The sequence below is a fragment of the Mangrovimonas cancribranchiae genome, assembly GCF_037126245.1.
GTDB lineage: Bacteria > Bacteroidota > Bacteroidia > Flavobacteriales > Flavobacteriaceae > Mangrovimonas > Mangrovimonas cancribranchiae.
Genome location: NZ_CP136925.1, coordinates 2,710,657 through 2,730,792, shown reverse-complemented (window position 1 = coordinate 2,730,792; position 20,136 = coordinate 2,710,657). Strand labels below are relative to the sequence as shown.

General features: G+C 33.2%; 18 protein-coding genes. 5 read left to right on the top strand and 13 right to left on the bottom strand.

Features of this window, described 5'->3' with window-relative positions:
* Positions 1 to 109: 109 nt before the first annotated feature.
* Positions 110 to 3,508: a T9SS type A sorting domain-containing protein gene (locus R3L15_RS12565; RefSeq protein WP_338732070.1), complete on the top strand. Its 3,399-nt coding sequence runs from the start codon at positions 110 to 112 to the stop codon at positions 3,506 to 3,508.
* A 142-nt stretch (positions 3,509 to 3,650) separates the two neighbouring features.
* On the top strand, positions 3,651 to 5,747 hold the full coding sequence (locus tag R3L15_RS12560; protein WP_405023539.1) for a M13 family metallopeptidase: 2,097 nt from the start codon (positions 3,651 to 3,653) through the stop codon (positions 5,745 to 5,747).
* Between the two features lie 71 nt (positions 5,748 to 5,818).
* Here R3L15_RS12560 and R3L15_RS12555 read toward each other — a convergent pair whose 3' ends face one another.
* Together R3L15_RS12555 and R3L15_RS12550 are read right to left on the bottom strand one after the other, a co-directional pair.
* Positions 5,819 to 6,514, bottom strand: coding sequence for a hypothetical protein (locus R3L15_RS12555; protein WP_338732068.1), 696 nt, complete (start codon positions 6,512 to 6,514; stop codon positions 5,819 to 5,821).
* A gap of 50 nt (positions 6,515 to 6,564) precedes the next feature.
* The gene (locus tag R3L15_RS12550; RefSeq protein ID WP_338732067.1) at positions 6,565 to 8,862 is read right to left on the bottom strand and encodes a M28 family peptidase; all 2,298 of its coding nucleotides are present in this window, start codon (positions 8,860 to 8,862) and stop codon (positions 6,565 to 6,567) included.
* 115 nt (positions 8,863 to 8,977) lie between these two features.
* Here R3L15_RS12550 and R3L15_RS12545 point away from each other — a divergent pair, with 115 nt between their 5' ends.
* A complete protein-coding gene (locus R3L15_RS12545) occupies positions 8,978 to 9,445 on the top strand; it encodes a CBS domain-containing protein (RefSeq protein WP_338732066.1) in 468 nt (155 codons plus the stop codon).
* A 4-nt stretch (positions 9,446 to 9,449) separates the two neighbouring features.
* On the opposite strand, the gene R3L15_RS12540 is transcribed toward R3L15_RS12545, so the two are convergent.
* The 5 genes from R3L15_RS12540 to R3L15_RS12520 form a co-directional block, all read right to left on the bottom strand.
* On the bottom strand, positions 9,450 to 9,800 hold the full coding sequence (locus R3L15_RS12540; RefSeq protein WP_338732065.1) for a hypothetical protein: 351 nt from the start codon (positions 9,798 to 9,800) through the stop codon (positions 9,450 to 9,452).
* 8 nt (positions 9,801 to 9,808) lie between these two features.
* Positions 9,809 to 10,378, bottom strand: coding sequence for an HNH endonuclease (locus R3L15_RS12535; RefSeq protein ID WP_338732064.1), 570 nt, complete (start codon positions 10,376 to 10,378; stop codon positions 9,809 to 9,811).
* Positions 10,379 to 10,475: 97 nt separating this feature from the next.
* Positions 10,476 to 10,973: a hypothetical protein gene (locus R3L15_RS12530; RefSeq protein ID WP_338732063.1), complete on the bottom strand. Its 498-nt coding sequence runs from the start codon at positions 10,971 to 10,973 to the stop codon at positions 10,476 to 10,478.
* A gap of 47 nt (positions 10,974 to 11,020) precedes the next feature.
* Entirely contained in the window at positions 11,021 to 12,676 is a 1,656-nt protein-coding gene (locus R3L15_RS12525; protein ID WP_338732062.1) for a DUF5597 domain-containing protein, read from the bottom strand.
* A 107-nt stretch (positions 12,677 to 12,783) separates the two neighbouring features.
* Positions 12,784 to 13,185 carry a hypothetical protein gene (locus R3L15_RS12520; RefSeq protein WP_338732061.1) on the bottom strand — a complete coding sequence of 134 codons (402 nt, stop codon included), beginning with the start codon at positions 13,183 to 13,185 and terminating at the stop codon, positions 12,784 to 12,786.
* Positions 13,186 to 13,306: 121 nt separating this feature from the next.
* Between R3L15_RS12520 and R3L15_RS12515 the strand changes: the two genes are divergently transcribed.
* Both R3L15_RS12515 and R3L15_RS12510 read left to right on the top strand, forming a co-directional pair.
* Positions 13,307 to 14,182: a helix-turn-helix domain-containing protein gene (locus tag R3L15_RS12515; protein ID WP_338732060.1), complete on the top strand. Its 876-nt coding sequence runs from the start codon at positions 13,307 to 13,309 to the stop codon at positions 14,180 to 14,182.
* 67 nt (positions 14,183 to 14,249) lie between these two features.
* Complete coding sequence (locus R3L15_RS12510; RefSeq protein WP_338732059.1) at positions 14,250 to 15,401, top strand: iron-containing alcohol dehydrogenase; 1,152 nt, start codon at positions 14,250 to 14,252, stop codon at positions 15,399 to 15,401.
* A 54-nt stretch (positions 15,402 to 15,455) separates the two neighbouring features.
* Here the strand turns inward: R3L15_RS12510 and R3L15_RS12505 are convergent, their stop codons facing one another.
* The 6 genes from R3L15_RS12505 to R3L15_RS12480 all read right to left on the bottom strand — a co-directional run bounded on the left by R3L15_RS12505 (position 15,456) and on the right by R3L15_RS12480 (position 19,904).
* Complete coding sequence (locus R3L15_RS12505; RefSeq protein WP_338732058.1) at positions 15,456 to 16,181, bottom strand: acetolactate decarboxylase; 726 nt, start codon at positions 16,179 to 16,181, stop codon at positions 15,456 to 15,458.
* Between the two features lie 4 nt (positions 16,182 to 16,185).
* Complete coding sequence (locus R3L15_RS12500; protein WP_338732057.1) at positions 16,186 to 16,986, bottom strand: META domain-containing protein; 801 nt, start codon at positions 16,984 to 16,986, stop codon at positions 16,186 to 16,188.
* Positions 16,983 to 17,399 carry an META domain-containing protein gene (locus R3L15_RS12495; protein ID WP_338732056.1) on the bottom strand — a complete coding sequence of 139 codons (417 nt, stop codon included), beginning with the start codon at positions 17,397 to 17,399 and terminating at the stop codon, positions 16,983 to 16,985. The genes R3L15_RS12500 and R3L15_RS12495 overlap by 4 nt, the downstream gene beginning before the upstream one ends.
* A 78-nt stretch (positions 17,400 to 17,477) precedes the next feature.
* The gene (locus tag R3L15_RS12490) at positions 17,478 to 18,182 is read right to left on the bottom strand and encodes a hypothetical protein (RefSeq protein ID WP_338732055.1); all 705 of its coding nucleotides are present in this window, start codon (positions 18,180 to 18,182) and stop codon (positions 17,478 to 17,480) included.
* 33 nt (positions 18,183 to 18,215) lie between these two features.
* The gene (locus R3L15_RS12485) at positions 18,216 to 19,580 is read right to left on the bottom strand and encodes an alpha/beta fold hydrolase (protein ID WP_338732053.1); all 1,365 of its coding nucleotides are present in this window, start codon (positions 19,578 to 19,580) and stop codon (positions 18,216 to 18,218) included.
* A gap of 15 nt (positions 19,581 to 19,595) precedes the next feature.
* Positions 19,596 to 19,904, bottom strand: a complete 309-nt coding sequence (locus tag R3L15_RS12480; RefSeq protein WP_338732052.1) for a DUF3784 domain-containing protein — start codon at positions 19,902 to 19,904, stop codon at positions 19,596 to 19,598.
* Positions 19,905 to 20,136: the final 232 nt, after the last annotated feature.

Here is a 20,136-nt window from a genome sequence, read left to right as displayed (position 1 = left end):
TTAAATATCCTTATTTGTTTTTAAGTTTTTTTAAAAATTATTCTATTTTTGAGGAATTTTATAAGAAAAGCAACAATGCTTAATGTTGTTTTTTGTGAAAAACAAAAAAATGAAAAAGATACTATTTTTAGGTACATTATTATGTGCTTTTATGGCTACTGCACAATTTAACCAAGATGCCCCTTGGATGCAAGAGCTAAACATTAATCAAAGAAGTGCTACTAATAATCCTGTTACGTTTAACGAAATTGTTACTGCTTTTAATACGTATTGGGAAACCAGAAACCCAAATACTAAAGGAAGTGGATTTAAGCCGTTTAAACGTTGGCAAAATTACTGGCAAAATTTTGTAAACGAAGAAGGTGTTCTTCCAACACCAGAGGAGTTATGGACCATTTGGGAAAGTGCGCAATCACGTAATTCTAATAGAGTTGATGAAAGTAATTGGTACCCAATAGGACCATTCGAGCATACAAATACAGGGTCTTGGTCTTCTGGTCAAGGTAGAGTAAATGCCATTACAGTAGATCCTAATAATCCAAATGTGTATTATTCTGGAGCTCCTGCTGGTGGATTATGGAAGTCTATAGATGGAGGTGTAACTTGGACTACAACTACAGATAATCTGCCACAAATAGGGGTTTCTGGAATTGCAATTGATTATAACGATTCGAACACAATTTATATTGCCACAGGCGATGACGACGCTGGAGATTCTTATAGTGTAGGTGTTTTAAAATCTACAGATGGTGGTTTAACATGGAATACAACAGGATTAAATACCAGTAATTCACCTTCATCGATGAACGATATATACATTCATCCTTCAAACTCCAATATTTTATGGGTAGCAACCAATAGTGGTGTCTATAAATCTTTAGATGCAGGAACTACATGGACTAATACACTTTCAGGTAATATTAAAGACATCAAATTAAAACCAGGAGATCCTAGTACTATTTATGCTGTGTCATCTAGTGTGTTTTATAAGTCGACCAATGGTGGCGACAGCTTTAGCTCAGTCATAGGTCAAGGCTTACCTTTTACTTCTTCTAGGTTGGTTATTGATGTAACACCAGCAAATTCTAATGTTGTTTATGTACTTTCAGCTGACGGAAATAACGCTTTTGGAGGGTTGTTTAAATCAACAAGTTCTGGAACAAGTTTTACCGAAACAGCTTCGCAAGCTACAGTTGGCGATATTTTTGAAAGCACACAAGCCTGGTACGATATGGCTATGGCGGTATCAGACGTAAATGAAAACGAAGTTTATGTTGGCGTGCTTAATATTTGGAAGACGACAAACAGCGGAACTAGTTTTACAAAATTAAATTACTGGAACGCACCGTTTAGTGCTGGCTACACGCATGCAGATATTCATTTATTACGATTTTTTAATGGGGAGTTGTATGCTGGAACAGATGGCGGCTTTTATAAATCGTCCGATTCTGGAGCAAATTTTACAGACTTAACAGAAGGGATGCAAATAAGTCAATTTTATAAAATTGCAGTCTCTAAACAAACATCAGATAAGATGGTTGGAGGCTTGCAAGATAACGGCGGACACGCTCTTAATAACAACCAATGGCAAAACTATTATGGCGCCGATGGTATGGATACAGCAATTGATCCAGCTAATCCAGATATGTATTATGGTTTTACACAATTTGGAGGAAGTTTAAATGTGTCTAATTCTGCCGGAGGTGGATTAAACGCTCAAATTAATAGTCCTGATAGTGAACAAGGAAATTGGGTGACGCCTTTAGTTATGAATAGCGAAAGCGAACTATATGCTGGATTTTCAAGTTTATATAAATTATGTGGTTCTTCGTGGCAAGTCGTATCGCCAAGTTTTGGAGAGAATATAGACAAACTTGAAATAGACGACTTAAACCCAGATAATATTTACATTGCAATTAATTCATCTTTAAGAAAAAGTACTAACAGAGGAGTTAGTTTTTCTACTGTTCAAAATTTTTCGTCCAGTATTACTTCTATAGAGGTTAATAATGGAAATAGCGATATTTTGTATGTGACAACTTCTGGACTAAATGGAGGTGTTTATAAATCGATTGATGGTGGTGTTAATTTTTCAAATATCACAGGAAGCTTACCAGGAGTAACAAAAAATGTGATAAAGCATCAAGACTTACATACGCAAAATCCACTCTATTTAGGGACTTATTTAGGTGTTTATAGATATGATGATACTACACAAGATTGGGAACCTTTTAACATTGGTTTACCAACAGTGTCTATCACCGATTTAGAAATTAATACCAATGATAATAAAATTACTGCAGCAACTTATGGACGTGGAATTTGGCAATCAAACTTGCAAACCGAAACGGTTGCTAATGAGATTGCACTTACGGCTATTTTAGGTTTAGAAGCTAACTTTAATTGTGGTAATGAATTAAGTGGTGTTGAAATAGAAGTTGAAAACTTAGGGTCTAACTCAGTTACAACCGTAGATGTTAATTACTCTCTAGATGGAACAGAAAACACCTTTACTTGGAATGGTAATATTCCTGCAGGCGAAACAGCCATAATACCACTACCAACACAAAATATAACTATTGGTAATCATGAATTAGAAGTAATTTCATCATTTTCTAGCGATTCTTATAGTTCAAATAATAAACAGGTAAAGTACTTTTATACTAATTTATCTGGTGAAGTAAACCAAGTTAATACTTTCGAAACTGAAAGCGATGAACTTTTAGTAAGCGATGGTGGTAGTTGTGGTAGCGGTTATTGGCAACGTGGTGTTCCAACAGGGGCTTTATTAAATTTAACATCTTCAGGAACCCAAGTTTATGGCACAAATCTATCAGGAGATTATGATAATAATATAAAAAGCCATTTAGTATCACGATGCTATAATTTAACTCAATTAAATAATCCCGAGTTAAAGTTTAATATGGCATACAACCTAGAAGAAGATTGGGATATTGTTTATATGGAATACTCGACAGATTCTGGAGCCTCTTGGCATGTGTTAGGAACAGCAAACGATCCTAATTGGTATAATAGCGATACTACCGAAGGTGAAAATAATACGTGTTTTAACTGCCCGGGAGCACAATGGACAGGAACTAATCCTTTTATGATACAATACAGCTACGACTTATCTGGATTTACATCAGAAAGTAATATTATGTTTCGTTTTGTATTTCATTCAGATCAAGCTGTTGTAGAAGAAGGTGTTATTGTAGATGATTTTGAGGTATCAGGAGTTTTAAGTGTTGAGGATACTCATGTTAACCGTTTTCAAGTATATCCAAATCCATCATCTTTAGGCTATGTTAATATTAAAATGAGCCAACCAAAAAACTTCGATATTTCAATAGTCGATATCACAGGAAAAATAGTGCTACAAGAGCAAAACATTCAACCTAATTCCAATAAATACACCTTAAATTTAAGTCAATTAGCATCAGGTGTTTATTTACTTAATTTAGAACAAGAGAATAGAAAAATCACTAAAAAATTAATTGTGAATTAAATTTACTATTCCACATAACTTTAAAAAGCCCATTTTAATGTAGGGGCTTTTTTTATTAATATTATGTTAATCTATAAATACAAAACCCTCAAAACAATCAAAATATTGGTAAATTGTAAGCTATAATTTAAACTACTAACAAATGAACACTAAAATGAATAAATTTTTAATTGTTCCCGTTATTGCCATGGCAGCTTTAACATCTTGTAAACAAGACGAGAAAAAAGACGTTGCAGTAGTCGAGGAAGAAGCTGTTCCAGGAATTAATCTGGAATACATGGATAAGTCGGTAACACCAGGCGAGGATTTTTTTAGACACGTTAACGGAACGTGGTTAGATAACAACGAAATTCCATCAGATAGAACACGTTGGGGAAGTTTTGATGAGTTAAGAAAACAAACCGATGAAGACGCTTTAGGCATTTTAAAAGCCGCAATGGCCGATGATAAAGACCTAAATAAAATTGATGTTTTACCAGGGTCAGATCAAGAAAAGGCCGTGCAACTTTTTCAAACTATCATGGACACAACGTCAAGAGACGAGCAAGGTGTTAAACCACTTGAACCTTATTTAGCAAAAATAGACGCCATTGAAAATGTAGACGACCTTGAAGATTTCTTAATTGAAATGGAGCCAACAGGAAGTGCTGGGTTTTTTGGTTTTGGCGTTGGATCGCATCCAAAAAACAGCGATTTAAATGCCGCTTATTTAGGTAATGGTTCGTTAGGATTGAGTCGCGATTATTACGTTGACGAAGATGCCGATACCAAGGAAAAGTTAGAAAAGTATCGTAAGCATATAGCTAAAATGTTGCAATATATAGGAGAAGACGAAGCATCAGCTCAAGAAAAAGCAAACAGTATTTTGGCTTTTGAAACTAGTATGGCTAAACCAAGAATGACTAAAGAAGACCGTAGAGACGCACGTAAGCGTTTCAACCCAAAATCTTTAGAGCAATTAAACGCTATGACACCTACTGTAGATTGGGAAAAGTATTTAACAGGTATAGGCGTAAAAAATATAGATACGGTTATAGTAACCGACCCAGGCTATTTTAAAGCACTAGATGGAATACTAAAAGAAGGACATGTACAAGACTGGAAAAATTACCTAGACTGGACTTTATTACGTCGCTCAGCAGGATTACTATCAACCGAAATAGACAAAGCAAATTGGGAATTTTATGGTAGAGATTTAAGAGGATCTAAAAAGCAACGTGATAGAGAAGAACGCGCCTTAAATACGATTAATGGCACCATAGGTGAAGCTTTAGGAAAACTTTATGTAGACCAAAAGTTTCCGCCAGAAGCTAAAGAAAAAGCTAAAAATATGATAGATAATATTAAAATAGCTTTTGAAAACCGTATTAATAATCTGGATTGGATGGAGCCTGAAACCAAAGAAAAAGCGATTGAAAAGCTTAAGAAAATGAAGGTTAAAATAGCATATCCAGACCAATGGAAAGATTATTCTAACTTAGAAATTTCTAGTGTAGAAGACGGCGGAACTTATTTTGATAATATGAAAAACGTGTCAAAATGGAATTTCCAAGAAGATTTAGCTGATTTAGGGCAACCAGTTGATAAAAGCGAGTGGCTAATGGCACCACAAATTGTGAATGCTTATTTTATGCCTCCGTATAACGAGATTGTATTTCCAGCGGCCATTTTACAACCACCTTTTTATAACTATCAAGCCGATATGGCTGTTAATTACGGTGGAATAGGAGCTGTTATTGGTCATGAAATTTCTCACTGTTTTGACGATTCTGGATCACGATACGATGCCGATGGAAACTTAAATAATTGGTGGACAGATGAAGACTTAAAAGAATTCACGGCTTTAGGAAAACAATTATCAGATCAGTATAGCAATGTAAAAGCCTTGCCAGATGTTAATTTAAATGGCGCATATACATTAGGAGAAAATATTGGTGATTTAGGTGGTGTTAATGCTGCATACGATGGATTGCAATTGTACTTAAAAGAGAATGGTAATCCAGGAAAAATTGATGGGTATACACCAGAGCAACGCTTCTTTATGTCTTGGGCAACCGTTTGGAGAACTAAGTATACAGAAGATGCTTTAAGAAGCCAGATAAAAACAAATACACATTCACCAGGAATGTATAGAGCTACTATGCCGTTAATGAATGTTGATGGTTTTTATGAAGCTTTCAATGTAAAAGAAACAGATAGTATGTATTTAGCACCGGAAGATCGTGTGAAAATTTGGTAATATTAGTTTCTTTAAAAAATAAAAAGAGCGGCAAAATTGCCGCTCTTTTTATTTGAATTCACTTTAGTTGATTAGTCTTCTGTTTTAGGTTTTTGACCTATTAAAGCATCTTTACTTAATTGTGCTAAGTTAAAATTAGGAGCTAATACAAGTGCTTCATCTAGTAATGTAATCGCTTTATCTATATTGGTGCTTTTGTTTTTATTAAAAGTTACTAAAGCTTTTAAATATAAAAAACCTGCTTTTAAAGGAACACGATAAGGCTGTTGCATTTCGTAATAGGCTTTATACATATCGTCTTTAGCATGTTCTAAACCGTAATCTACATAAGTTGTGGCTTGTATTAGGTTTTGATTTTGCATATTAAGCTCGGCCAATTCGTAGGCTACAGAAGTTCCTGGGTTTCGTTTAAATAAAACCTCAAAATGTTCTATGGCTTTTTGTGATTGCCCGATAGCTTTTAGCGACACTGCTTTAACTTCTACAGCTAAATTAGAGTCGGTTGTGTTTTTTTTAACACCAATGGTATTTAAGGCTTGCATGTACATGCCTTCGCTCATATAAACATAAGCTAAGGTGTCTTGTCGTTTTTTCGATGGGTCTAGGATGTTTAAATGTGTTAAACCATCTATAATTCCTCTAGCATCACCTTGGGCTTTCATTTGTTTGTAAAAAGCTTCGTAATGTGTTTTTAAATTGGTTTGGTTTTGTGCTATACTGTTGTGTAACCCTAATACCAATAAAAACAATGTTGTAATCTGTTTCATTTCTCAAAAAATTAAGTGCCAAAACTACTAAAATTAATACGGATTTCCATTTATTCTAAAATCATGGTTTTTTTAAGAATAATAGCATCGTTTAATACAAATGGTTTTGGAATCATATTCTTAGGTCGTTTAGGAACGTTAAACATATTATTTTGTAACAAATTAAAACTTGCTTCAAAGAATTCTAATGTGGTTTTTTGATTGGCAGGAACCGTTAACACTATATCTAAAGGTTCGTTATCAGCTATATAATAGCTGAATAAACGTTTGCTTTTTCGGTTGCCAAAAACGGTTTTTGATGGTGTGTTTTTATGTGCTTCTACACCATTAATAATGGCGTTATTAAAGACTAAAGAAGTATCTGCATAGACCTCAATGCGTTCGGCTTGACGTTTTGATTTAAAACATAATTCAACTGTTCTTTTTCCATTAATTATAGTATCCCAAGATATTTCAACGATAGGTTTTGGTAGTTTTTTAATTTCGGCTGTATTCATGTAAGTAAATCCAGTACTGTATTTACTAGCGGCTGTGTAATCTTTTAAGGGAAGTGCTTCTTTAGGTGAATCACCTAATTTGCTTTTATTCCATTCATCTAACATGGTATCGTAAGTCGCCCAAGAAGCTGTGTTGTTATTGTCATCAAGAATGTAGACTAAGCTATTAGGTTTTGGTGTATCATTTGTGAAATCTGAATTTAAACATGCCGAACCTAAAAAGCATAATCCAATAACAGAAAAGAGTAAGGCCCATCGATTTTTATGTTTAAAAAACCCCAAAACAGGTATTAAAAATCCGAAAATTAAACTCACAAAAATACAGGATACAAAGAGGATTTTAAGTCCCAAGCCTACAGGAAACATTTTTACAAAAGGCGCCATAATTGTTATTACAGGAAAAGCTAATAAGGCTAACAGAATAAGGTTAGGTTTTTGTTGTCTTATAAGTACAAATAAGCTTATAAGGGCAAAATATACTGGAATAATAAAAAAGCTAGCGCCTTCTAACTTAAAAACAATAAAAGTGCAGATAATTAACCAAATAGCAATAGGAGCAACAAGTAAGCTGGCTGTGTTTTTTTCTGTATAGAATTTATGATAAATGTATAAACATAAAGAAAGTGATAAGCTAACAAAGGCCGCAATATAGGTATGTCCATTATAAGTAAAGCCATGAAGCATTTCTTGGTACTGTGGGAAAAGAGCTAAAATACCTTTCCATAATACAAACCCTAAACTTCCTGTAATACCTAACGCTATTAAAAAAGCAAGAAATCCTTTTCCAATACTTGAGATGTTTAAAATTCGGCGTTTAAACCCATAAATGAGTAGAAAAATAAAGAAAACTACACCAATAATAAGCATAGGCATATTCCATGAAAACGGATAAATAACGGTTTTAAATAAAGGCACATTAAGGTAAATATAGTCTTCGTTGCTTTTTACTTGTGTTAAATCGGTTTTAGCAAAGTAATCGAGCAAAGGCATGAGGTAGCTTCCTTGATGCTCTAACGAGTTTCTATCGGTACGTTTATAAGTGTCTAATGCAGTGTGATAATCAAAATGATTATCAATAAAAGCAAAATTAAATCCATCTATATCAGCGTCTTCTCTAAAGCGAGTTAAATCGGTGTCATTTGGGAGCATTTTATAAATGCTATAAGCTAAAGAGTTTGCTACAGGAAACTCAGGGTTAGCCTCTACAAAGCCTTTCATTAAATTGGCATTGCCTTGATTGGTTTCAATAAGCATATAACTAGGGCCGCCACTTCCTCGTGCTTCAAAATTTAGGACTAGCCCAACATCTTTTGCCCACGGGTGTTGATTTACAAAAATATCGGCGCCATTTAAGCCTAATTCTTCACCGTCGGTAATTAATACAATAATATCGTTTTTTGGTGTGTTACTTTTAAGATATGCTCGTAAGCCTTCTAAAATGGTAACTACACCAGATCCGGCATCGCTAGCACCAAACGACGAATGTGGGTTGCTATCGTAATGCGACATTAAAAGCAAGGCTTTTGTAGGGTTTGTGCCAGGAATTCTAGCCACAATATTTTTAGGTTTAGATAAATTCCCCCATTGGCTCATGGAGTAACCTTCTTGAACTTCGGGTTGAAGTCCTAGCTTTTCCAATTCAGAAATAATATAGTCTCTAACTTGTGTGTGTGCTTGGTTTCCTAAATAATGAGGCGATTTAGAAATCTCTTTAAGTTGAACTAAAGCACGTTGTGTAGAAAATGTATTGTCATTAGCATCTAAATCTGAAATAGTATTGGGAAGCAAGACATAGAAACTCCAATAAACGGCACCAATAAGTAGGACAAAAGCGACAAGTTTTTTTAACATAAAACAAAATTTATGGCAAAAGATACAACTTATTGCGGAAATGTGAATTTAGAATTTTGTTTAGGAAAAATGAATTAAAAAACCTATATTTAAGTAACTCTAAACGCTGACAATCATGGGTATAAAAAGTTTTCAAGGGGCAAGAAAGCAACAACAAGGTAATGTTGAGCATGAGCCTATTAAAGTAAGTGATTATATGACAAAGGACTTAATTACGTTTAAGCCAGAACAATCTGTTGAAGAAGTTATTCAAACACTCATTACAAACAAAATCTCTGGTGGACCAGTTGTTAATGATAATAATGAATTAGTAGGTATAATTTCTGAAGGCGATTGCTTAAAACAAATTAGCGAAAGCCGATATTACAATATGCCAATGGAACAAGATAATGTAGAGAGCCGCATGGTAAAAAATGTGGAAACGATAGATGGCAACATGGATGTTTTTGACGCTGCTAAAAAGTTTTTAACCTCTAAAATACGACGCTTTCCTATTTTGGAGGATGGAAAGTTGGTTGGTCAAATCAGTCAAAAAGATATTCTTAAAGCAGCTTTACAATTAAAAGGGCAAAAGTGGAAATAACCTATTAGTTTTCACGCTTAACCAAAGCAAAATAATCATCCTCTAAAGGTAGATAACCTTGGTTGTAAACAAAATAATATGTTTTCCCCACTTTTGTGGTGTATAGTGTTGTAATGTAATTAAAATCAAACCCTTTTTCAATAAGTTTAGAACGACTTACTTTTGTTTTTTGATTAGGATTAAGTTGTTCTAAAATTCTGTAATTTTTTCTAAGTCGGTTATTAACGTTTCTTACCAGATTTTTAGAGTCTTTATTTAATCTATTATTGTAAGTATTACGACAAGCATCGCTACAGAACTTTTTATCTACACGTCCTATAAGTTTGTCGCCACATTCCAAACATTGCCTTTGCATAAGGGTTTTTAATAATCTGTTACATGACCCCAGTTTTCACCTGATTTAATGCGCCATAATTGCATTTCAGAAATGCCAAATTGCTTGGCAATCATTTTTAAACGTGTTCTTCTATTGGGATCAAATATTTTACGTTTAATTAGTTTTACCTTGGCTTCACTAAGTTTAGAGTAAGGAATATTCTTTTTACGCTTTGCCTTACCTTCTATTACCTTAGGGTTGTTATCGTGGTGCTTACCTAATTCTACATGAGTCATCCATTGTAAATTTTCAACATGATTATTTTTTTTGTTGAAATCTAAATGTGTTACAAACCGTTTGTTTTCGGTGTTTTCAATAAACAACTCTGCAACTAATTTGTGCAAGTACCGTGTTGTTTTCTTCCCATTAGGAAGCTTTAGGTTTATCACTTCATAACCATTTACAGGTCTTGATTGATATAATTTGTCGTCTTTGTCTTCTTGCCCATGCTTTGCACGAATGACACGACCGTAATTGGAAATTTTAAAATATTCCAAGGGGTTGTTTTCTGGAAAGGAAAATTCTTTCCATACTTCATCATTAAAGGAAACTATCATAACTATTAATCTTAAAGGGGAGTTGCAATATACAAAAAATAATGTTTTGAGAACGAGTTAACTACAGTGCTTTAAAAACTTTAACCTTTTATAAAGATTATTTGATTTTTGAGGCTTGAATTAAATAAACAAGTAAAGGAAGGATAAATAGAATAGGAAATGTTGGAAATAAGTAATTATCAATGTTTAATCTAGGGTATAGAATTGTTGCAATGGTTGCAAAAGTTAAAGCCAAACAACTTATAGCAACAATAAGGTTTATCCACCGTAGTAAACGTGTAGATAGTTTGTAATGTTGTTTTGCGTTGTCTTGAGTTAAAGTTGTGGGGTAATTAAAAATCCACGGGTATTGGTTTAATTTTAAAATAGCGAGATAGATAATACCACAAATAATTGGGCTGACCCAAAGTAAGTTTTTTGCTCCCATACCATTAATGTCTTTGCTTGGCCAATTAAAATATATAGGCACTTGGTTGGGTAACTGGGCATCATAATAAGTTATAATAGCCACAGAAATAATAAGAAAACATAAAGTTATGATTTCAATAATACTATCAAAAGGAGTTTTAGCTATTTTTATTTTGGGCGGTTGCATGCAGCATGTCGTTTATATGTTTAAAGTTAATAAATAAAACTTCACCATTAACGGGTATAAACTGTCACACGTAATAATTTAGGTGTATCAAAAACAAGTCCCCAATCTGTTTGATCGCCATTAAGAATACGGTCGGGTTTAAATTTTCCATTTTCGTAATGGCCTTCTTCTACAACTAAATATTGCCATTGTTTTCCTTTATTTTTTCCAGTAGGTTTAAACATGACTCTACTATGATATCCAGCTAATAAAAATTGGTTGTCGTTTAATTTTGCAGCAAGCAATCGGCCATCTGCTAACTTTGGTTGATACTTAGTTCTTGATAATCTTGTAAATAATCCAAACGCAATATCTATATCCCAATTTTCAAAATGAAGTGTTTTATCGGTTAGGTAATTTACTCTATCAAAAGCATTTCCTCGAGGGGAGAGAGAGTCTATTTTATTTAGCTGAACAGCTGTTTTAATTTTACCTTCAAAGTTAAGTTTGGCAATAGTTCTAGCCATAGGTTTAAAAAGCTTGTAGTTAATTGCCGTAGGATGATACATGTCTTTTTCTGTTAGTTTAGTACCATCTTTCCCTAAACGAATGCGTTTGTCGTCTAAACCAAACGGCGCATAACCAATCGCACCGTGATGTAATGCAGAATAAAAGAATTTTGTATAATCGTCATGCCAAAATGTTTCTGGAATAAATAGTGGGTTATCGGTACGACTATATACCTCAAGTACTTTAAGGTAAACCTTAGGGTCGCTAAAGTAAATGTCAGGTGCTAATAAATCGACAGCAGGTGCAGCGGCTTTCCATAGTTCAAAAACATTGTCGTTTGGTCCTCCAACTTGATAATAAGGAGGTCCAGGGTTTATAGGATTGCGAATAGCAGCATTAACATAAAGCGGTATAGGATATATGGCTTTACCTGCTTCGGCCACTTTTCCTATATAGGAAGCAACATGCCATGCTTGAAAAAATTCGTCGGCATTTTTGCCAAAAACATCAGTCCAATTATTATTTAATTTGGGTGATTTTTTAGCAGCTTTTAAAACTTTATTTGGAACGGGCTGATTAAATATTTTTTCTGCTAGTTTAGAATAGTCTCTAACCGAACCCCAAGCGCCTGGTTCATTTTGGACTTGCACCATGATAACAGTTTGCTGTTTGTCAAATGCTTTTAAGTGTTCCATAAAAGCCGAGAATGCTTTTATATCTGCATGTAGTGTTGCTTGTGCATGTGGCGATGGAGAATCAATGGTGTTTCCGTTTTTATCAACCATATTAAAGTACTTGTCTGGTTGTTGTTTCATCCATTGTGGCATATAATGATTAGAGCCATTTTTCCAGGTAGCAAACCAAAGTAAAACAAGTCTTATATTATGTTCTCTAGCTTGTGTAATAATAGTATTAATAACACTGTAATCATATTTATTTTGTTGGGGTTCAAATTGCTCCCAATAAATAGGGATTTCTAAGGTGTTTATGTGTAATTTTTCCATTGCAGACCAAACCTTAGGAAGTGTTTCTGGCCATGCACTAGAATTATTGCATTGCGCTCCTAAAATAAGATAAGGTTCATCGTCCACAAATAAAGCATGACGGCCATTTTTATGTTTTAAATAGGGTAGTTTATCACCTTCTTTTTGCGCATAGGTTTTAAAAGAATGTAATGATATAATGGAAATTAATATTATGAGAATTCGTGTCATTTTTTAAGCAGTTTTTTAAAACAGTTAAAAACCAATTAAAATTAGGTTATGGTTATTATGACACTAAGATAGTGAAAGTATATCCAAAAAGATAAATTAGTTTTTAATTATCTTTTTATAGTATGTTTTTGATGACAACTAAAACAGTAAAATTTACTAGAAAAAATAGGGATAGGAATACCAATTATAATCCAAAGAACTAAAGCTATTTTTCCATTAAAACCAACTCCTTTAATGTTTCCAGAACCACAATTGGGGCATGTTATGCTGCTATAGGAGTATTCGGTTTGTAAATCGGGCTTATCATTTAAAATTTTTAAAGCGGCATCATAATCATGTTGCTTAACTTGAAGTTTAATGCCACCTAAAGCATTCGATAAAAAATTATGGGTTTGTATAGTAAATTCATCTTTTACGAAGCATTCTATGCCAAACGATTCTAGTTTGCTTCTATCTATTGCAAGTTCATGAGGAAACATATATGTTGAAACAGTTAGAAAAGGCGCCATTTATTTTTTGTAGATTTTAATAGTTACGAAAGATACTTATTTAAACCGTAATACTTTTTAAAACTTGTATCGTTTTAGAAGGATTTCTGCCTAACTTTGCATCCCAAAATTTTACGGCTATATGGAAATTGTTAATTATACCCTTAAAGAATATTTCAATCAAAAAAAGTCGCCTTGTCTTTCGTTTAATGTATTAGGTTTAGATGATAAAAGTATTCAAAATGAAAGACCACTTCACAGAAGTGACTATTTTCAGGTTTTACTTTTACAAGAAGGTGAAGTGGAGCAAGGGATAGAACATGAAACTTTTAAGCTTACTAAGAATCAAATATCTGTTGTTTTTCCGCATCAAATAAACGCTTTAAAAATGCATGATCAAGCCAAAGGAATTGTCATTCAGTTTGATGAGGTTTTATTTTGTTCCGATTTATTAAAAAACGAACTCATTTCTTATAACAACGATTTAATGAACAAGTTAAATCATGTAACATTAGATGATACTTCTTTTTCAAAAATAAATAATTACGGTGTTCAAATTCTTAATTTATTCAAGGACTTGTCACCTATCAAAAAAGAGCAAATTCGATTTTATATAAAAATTATGTTACTTGAAATAATTGAAGCTGCTCACCAAAATTACCAGGGATTTCAAGCCCCAGGCGAGTTAGACTATTTTGCGCGTTTTAAAACATTAATAGAAGCTAATTTTAAATCAAAACGCACCGTAACGTATTATAAAGATCAACTACAAATAACCGCAAAAAAACTCAACGAAATTTGTAAAAGCAAAACAGGCCAAACGGCTTTAAATATTATCCACGAACGTATACTTACCGAAATAAAAAGACTTCTTATTTTCTCAGGAAAAAACCATAAAGAGATTGCTTACGAATTAGGATTCGACTCACCATCAGCACTTAACAAGTTTGTGTATGCTAAATTAAAAGAGACGCCAAGCGAGTTAAAAGAAGAACTTTCCAAAATTTATAAGTATTAGGCAGTTTTTTATAATTAAATACGCTGTCACCTAAAGTAGTTTTGCCTCATCAAAAAAAATATAAACGATGAGTAAATTATTTATTGCAGGAGAAGTGCTTCATAGTGCAGGAAGTCTTGAAGAATTAAAAAATGTTAAAGGGCAAAAAGCAGTTATAGTAACAGGTGGAAGCTCGATGAGAAAAAGCGGCTCTTTAGATAAAGCTATATCATACCTTAAAGAAGCAGGTATAGAAACCGAAATTTTTGAAGGTGTAGAAGAAGACCCATCTTCGGCTACGTGTATGAAAGGTGCTGAGGTTATGGCAAACTTTCAACCAGATTGGATTATTGGTTTAGGAGGATGTTCAGCAATCGATGCCGCCAAAATGATGTGGGTTTTTTACGAACACCCAGATGCCGATTTTGATGCTATGACAAAACCTTTCTCTGTGCCAACACTAAGAAACAAAGCCAAATTTATTGCTATTCCTTCTACAAGTGGAACAGGAACAGAAACTACGGGTCTTGCTGTAATAACAGACCGCGAAAAAGGTGTTAAATATCCTATTGTATCTTATGAACTAACACCAGATATTGCTATTGTAGATGGCGAAATTTGTGCTACAATGCCAGCAAATGTAACCTCAAACACAGGATTAGATGCCTTAACGCATTGTGTGGAAGCTTATGTATCTAATATTGATGATAACTATGCAGACGCGTTAGCAAAAGGTGGTTTAGAAATAGTATTTGATAATTTAAAGGAAGCTGTAAATAATCCAACAAATATTAAAGCACGTCAAAACATGCATGATGCTTCTTTTATGGGAGGTTTAGCCTTTAACAATGCTTGGTTAGGTATTGTACATTCATTATCGCACCAAGTTGGCGCACTTTATGGTATTCCGCATGGCGCATCAAACGCTATTTTCTTACCAAATGTAATTCGTTATAATGCAAAAGTCTCAAATCGTTTTCCAGATTTAGCGAAAGTGATTGGAAAAGAAACGGCAGAAGATCTTGCTGTAGCTGTTGAAAACTTACGTTCTGAAGTAAACAATATAGCAACCATTAAAGAGTTTGGAATATCTCAAGAAGATTGGGAAAAGAACTTAGATTACATTGCAAATAATGCTTTTGTAGATCCATGTACAGGTTTTAACCCTAGAAAACCAACAGTTGAAGAATTAAAAGATATCTATAACGCTTGTTTCCATGGCGACGTTGTAGCGTTTTAATTATCAATTAAAATAAAGTTTGAAGTAATAAATCCAGTTTTTTTAAAACTGGATTTATTGTTTTGGGAGATACAATGTGATAGTTGCTATTTCCATGCTATCCAAATGACCCATTTTAAGCTCGTCTTGGGTAATTAAATGCATATGTAAAAAGGAGTCGTGATGCGTAAAAACACCTTGATGTTCTGTTGAGAAAAAACCTACTATTTCTACAGTTTCATTTTTCAATTCATAATTTGTTTGTCCTTGGTGTGCTTCTTTAGGAGACGAAACTTTAGTCCCCTTTGGTAAATTTTGAATGTGAATAATTGCATTTGAAACTTGTCCACTTAATTTGAAGGCAAAAGGTCTTTTAAAGTTTACGGTTTTGTTGTCGATAAATTTTTCTAAATGTTGAATAGTCTTAACGTTAGAAGGTAACTTAAATTTTTGCCATTCTGTGACGTTTCCAAATACAAAAAATGGTGCTGAAACATCAAATTGTTTGTCAACTATCATAGTCGAATCCGAAGTCACTCTCGAGACGTAACTTTTCCCATTATTAATTAATAATTCGCCTGTTAGATAGGTTTCTGGTCCAAGTCCATAAAGACCATTTTTGTTAGAAATAGTATCGAGAGTGATACTGCTACCTAATTCGCCTTTCCACATCACGTTTTTCATAGCACCAATAATGGTGATATCTGGATAAGTTTTTTTTGAAGTTATTTGTTTTTTTCTAGTGTTGTTACAACTAAAAAATACAATACTTAATAGTAATAGAATCTTGAAATTTCTCACGTAATTAATCTATTTTTTTAAAAACCAATAGCTCTTCATTAGGATTAAATAAGTGCAACCTATTATTTTTTATTGAATAATTTGTGGCCGATTTTAGTGCTTTTATAATATCGTTTTCTTTATTATTGGCACACATCATTTTCGTAGTGATTATATCTGTAAAACGCAATAGATTTTTTTCATAAAAAAGCGCTCCACGCATAGTATTACAACCAGCATATCCAGAAAACGTATTGGTTGTGGTATTAATTTCAATAGAAGGAAGTTTCTTTTTAAAATCGGCAGTTGTAACAGTTTCATTATGTAACGTTTCCAGAACCCAAATATCATGTAAGCGATAATCGGTAATGTATGTGCCGCAGCCATTAAGCTTTGTAAATGTGGTTTCTTTTCCCCTTTTGTAATCTACAGTTACAGAATATGGCGATGATAAACCAGATGCGGTGTTTACACATTCTTTTTGACTAATTTTAATAACCATTTCTGTCAATTCTGTTTCTAAATTATAATGTTTTATGTTGGCATCTTGTGCCCTTACAGGAGTTGTGTGTGGTGTTGTAATTGAATCTTCTAAGATGTTTAGAGTAATTCCTTTTTCTGATATCTTTAAACTCCAAAATGGTTCTGTACCTTGTGCGTTAAAATACACATCGGAGGCTAATTTTTGTTTAGCTACAGGAGTTATTTGAGAAGTCGTGTCTAAAGATGTTACGCTATCTGTTGCGGTAGCTTCTTTATGTTCTTTCTTATTGCCACAAGATACTATGATTAGGCAAATACTAAGTGAAAATAGGAGTTTTTTCATGGTTTTTGTGTTTTATGGAATCGCATCATTACAACATCATCCATCATTAAATTCAATTTGCCATCGGCATCAAAACTATAGCTGTTTATCTTTTTTATGGAGGTTAAAAACACCTTTTCTCCTTGTCCGCAAAACATCATGGTAGTTGGCCCAGGTTCGCCAAAAGATATTGTGTTGCCATCTATTGTATATTCAGCTGAATACCCATTACAACTGTTATTGCCTTCTACTTTTTGAGTGTCTTTATTAAAGGTTATTTGTGGTTTTTTGTTAGGGTATAATCCGTCAAAAGCAATACGAGGACCAGAAATATATTCCAATTCCCAAGTGCTGCCATATAGAGTTTCCTTGTTGGAGTTACAAGAAGAAACCAAGCAAATTAAAACAACAATCACTGTTTTTAATATTTTCATAAGAATAGTATTTAAGATTACAGCTAGTTAAAGTTACACTTTTTTATTATAAAGTTACATATTGAAAATAACAGCTGTTTATTTTACTTCTTTAAACGTTGTTCCTGTCCAAATATGGTGACTCACCTCGCAGTAAGCACAGACTTCAATAAGGTTTGTTGTGTTATCTATAGCGCCAATATTCTTGATGATCATTTTACTATCCTTTTTAAATTTGGAGCCTAACGATGTTTCAAATCCGCTAAATATTCTTCCTGTTTTTCTGTCAACTAAAACACCACTTTGGCAAGGAGAACCGCAACCCCAAGTTACTAATGTGTAATGTCCTGCAAAGTTAATGCCGTTGGCACATTCGTTTTTAATTCTGGTTATAAAACTTTTTGCGTTGGGGTTTGTTGAAAAATCAGGGTCGGCTAATTGGCCTTTAAAAACCTCTGCAGGAAAATCTTTAAAAGAAATTTTTGGGTGGTACTTTCTATATATTTTAATTTCTTCATTAGTATTATTTTGACTAATAATAACATCCGATTTATATCGTGCCAAAACCTTATGTTTTGGAAAGTTTTTAATACTATTCTCGCTAACAACTTTTATTTTAGTAAGCTTTTGCCCAAGGATTAAGTAGTCTTGAGTATTTAGTAACGTATCAAGCTGAGTCTTGTATTGATTAGTGCTTTTTTGTATTGTGTTAGGTGTCTTCCTAGTTTTGTTTTCTATCTTTTTGTTTTTCTGTTGACAAGAGAGCATTAAAAAACAGATAATGAAGATTAGTGTTCGACTCATACGAAGTAAATAATAATGGAGTTTTACAGTTTTTTATTTAATTTGTTCTTTTATCCAATCGGTTATTAAGTCCAAAACTTCTGGCGCTATAGTTTGTTCAATTTGGGAATATTCAGAAGACATTCCTGTATTGCATTCTTGGAATAGGTGATTTAAATTTTCAAATTCTACTGTCTTTACATTTTTGTTTCCACTTTTTTTAGTGGCCATTTTTATAGCATTTAGATTTTCTTTTGAAGGCACTTGAAAATCTTTGTTTCCATTTATAGCTAAAACAGGACACGCAACTTTTTCTAAATACTCTGAAGGTTTTGACCTAATTAAGCTTAATATTTCATTTTTTGTAATTTGTTTAACCAATCCTATTCTTTGGTTTTCAGGAAACATTTTACCGTATTTGTTGATGTAAAATGAGTTTAGACTGTCTTTTAAAGTTTTATTATCAAGATTGGTGCTAACTACAATGTCATAGGCGCCTTTTACTAATTCTTGTCCTTGTGCAATTTGAAGCTCATTCAATCCTACGGTTCTTTCCAAAGCTGCTTTTTGCGACAGCATTAACTTGTCGCCATTAACTCCAGGAGCAGCCATTAAAACAATGAAATTAATATCGGTAATTTCTGAAGCCACTTTTGGTGCCACAATACCCCCAATGCTATGGCCTATCAATCCCATTTTATTAACATTTACATCCGTTCTTGTCTTTAGGTAATTAATAGCCGATTTAATATCGGATGCTGATACAGCAATCGTAGTCGTGTCGAAGTTTCCTTCTGATTTCCCAACACCGCGTTCATCAAACCTTAATACACCAATTCCGTTTTTTGTGAGTTGATCGGCAATAACATAATACGGTTTATGATTAAACATTTCTCCGTCTCTATTTTGAGGGCCAGTGCCACTTATTATGATAACTACAGGAAATTTTCCTTTCTTTTTAGGAAGTGTTAGGGTTCCTGCTAATTTTAAATTATCAGAAGTTTTGAAAGTAATATTTTCTGAATAATAATTGAATGGTGGTTTTGGTTCTTGCGGTCTGTTAAGAATAATTTCTCCACGCTTTAAGTTTAGCGGAGCAGGGTAACCGCCTTTAAACAAATTTCCAATTATTTCATCGTTCGTGTTTAAGCTTCCTTTGTATTCTAAATTAAAACTTGGGAAAGTTATTGTTAATATGGTGTCTTTTAGTATTGTAGATTCGGCTTTTGCGGCATTTAATCCCTGTTGAGGGATATCCATTGTAGCGTTATAATTATCTTCATGTTTCGTAATTTTAAAGGCGAAATCTAATTTGCCGTTTGGAATAGGTATTTCGCCAATCCAATTTCCAACATAATGTTGAGAAAATGATGTAATTGAACAAAGGGGAAGTAGTAAAAGAATAAGAATATTCCTCATTTTTGGTCAGTTTAATTATTGTTTAATTTTATACTTGTTTGAATTGGCTTTGATAAGAAGATATGGTAGTCCAATTAAAATGGCAATAAACATAAAAATCATTTCAAGATTTGGTTTGTTTAACCAGTTTGAAACATAGTATCCCAATAGTATTAAAATAGCCATTGCAAACATTACATTTCTCATAAGCGTTGCAATTCCGCTAATATTATATTTTGCTTTCTTTTTAGCTGTCATTGTGTTATAACCAGCAATTAAAAAATACATTTTTCCGTGCTTTATTAAAATGCCAAGAATTATAAAAATAATCGCTACTAATATCATATTTTCAATTTTTAGATGGTTGTTTTTTTAAAATGCACCACGGTTTTGTGTAACGAGTGTTACTGCGTTAGGTAGTAAAGTTAATTAAAAATAAGACATTAAGCGTTTGCGAGGACTTTTGTAAGTAGGCTTTAACTAGCAATGAATTATACACATTATGTAAAGTAGTGTTTGTTTTACTAAAAGTAAAGTTTGTTTGTCAAATAGAATTGTTTGTTTTACATTTGTGTAA

What these genes read in the sequence shown, in the direction of transcription:
- R3L15_RS12565 (WP_338732070.1), top strand. Translation starts at nt 110, where the DNA reads ATGAAAAAGATACTATTTTTAGGTACATTATTATGTGCTTTTATGGCT.
- R3L15_RS12530 (WP_338732063.1), bottom strand. Translation starts at nt 10,973, where the DNA reads ATGCAACCGCCCAAAATAAAAATAGCTAAAACTCCTTTTGATAGTATT.
- R3L15_RS12535 (WP_338732064.1), bottom strand. Translation starts at nt 10,378, where the DNA reads ATGATAGTTTCCTTTAATGATGAAGTATGGAAAGAATTTTCCTTTCCA.
- R3L15_RS12515 (WP_338732060.1), top strand. Translation starts at nt 13,307, where the DNA reads ATGGAAATTGTTAATTATACCCTTAAAGAATATTTCAATCAAAAAAAG.
- R3L15_RS12545 (WP_338732066.1), top strand. Translation starts at nt 8,978, where the DNA reads ATGGGTATAAAAAGTTTTCAAGGGGCAAGAAAGCAACAACAAGGTAAT.
- R3L15_RS12490 (WP_338732055.1), bottom strand. Translation starts at nt 18,182, where the DNA reads ATGAGTCGAACACTAATCTTCATTATCTGTTTTTTAATGCTCTCTTGT.
- R3L15_RS12500 (WP_338732057.1), bottom strand. Translation starts at nt 16,986, where the DNA reads ATGAAAAAACTCCTATTTTCACTTAGTATTTGCCTAATCATAGTATCT.
- R3L15_RS12480 (WP_338732052.1), bottom strand. Translation starts at nt 19,904, where the DNA reads ATGATATTAGTAGCGATTATTTTTATAATTCTTGGCATTTTAATAAAG.
- R3L15_RS12495 (WP_338732056.1), bottom strand. Translation starts at nt 17,399, where the DNA reads ATGAAAATATTAAAAACAGTGATTGTTGTTTTAATTTGCTTGGTTTCT.
- R3L15_RS12485 (WP_338732053.1), bottom strand. Translation starts at nt 19,580, where the DNA reads ATGAGGAATATTCTTATTCTTTTACTACTTCCCCTTTGTTCAATTACA.
- R3L15_RS12525 (WP_338732062.1), bottom strand. Translation starts at nt 12,676, where the DNA reads ATGACACGAATTCTCATAATATTAATTTCCATTATATCATTACATTCT.
- R3L15_RS12510 (WP_338732059.1), top strand. Translation starts at nt 14,250, where the DNA reads ATGAGTAAATTATTTATTGCAGGAGAAGTGCTTCATAGTGCAGGAAGT.
- R3L15_RS12555 (WP_338732068.1), bottom strand. Translation starts at nt 6,514, where the DNA reads ATGAAACAGATTACAACATTGTTTTTATTGGTATTAGGGTTACACAAC.
- R3L15_RS12550 (WP_338732067.1), bottom strand. Translation starts at nt 8,862, where the DNA reads ATGTTAAAAAAACTTGTCGCTTTTGTCCTACTTATTGGTGCCGTTTAT.
- R3L15_RS12540 (WP_338732065.1), bottom strand. Translation starts at nt 9,800, where the DNA reads ATGCAAAGGCAATGTTTGGAATGTGGCGACAAACTTATAGGACGTGTA.
- R3L15_RS12520 (WP_338732061.1), bottom strand. Translation starts at nt 13,185, where the DNA reads ATGGCGCCTTTTCTAACTGTTTCAACATATATGTTTCCTCATGAACTT.
- R3L15_RS12560 (WP_405023539.1), top strand. Translation starts at nt 3,651, where the DNA reads ATGAACACTAAAATGAATAAATTTTTAATTGTTCCCGTTATTGCCATG.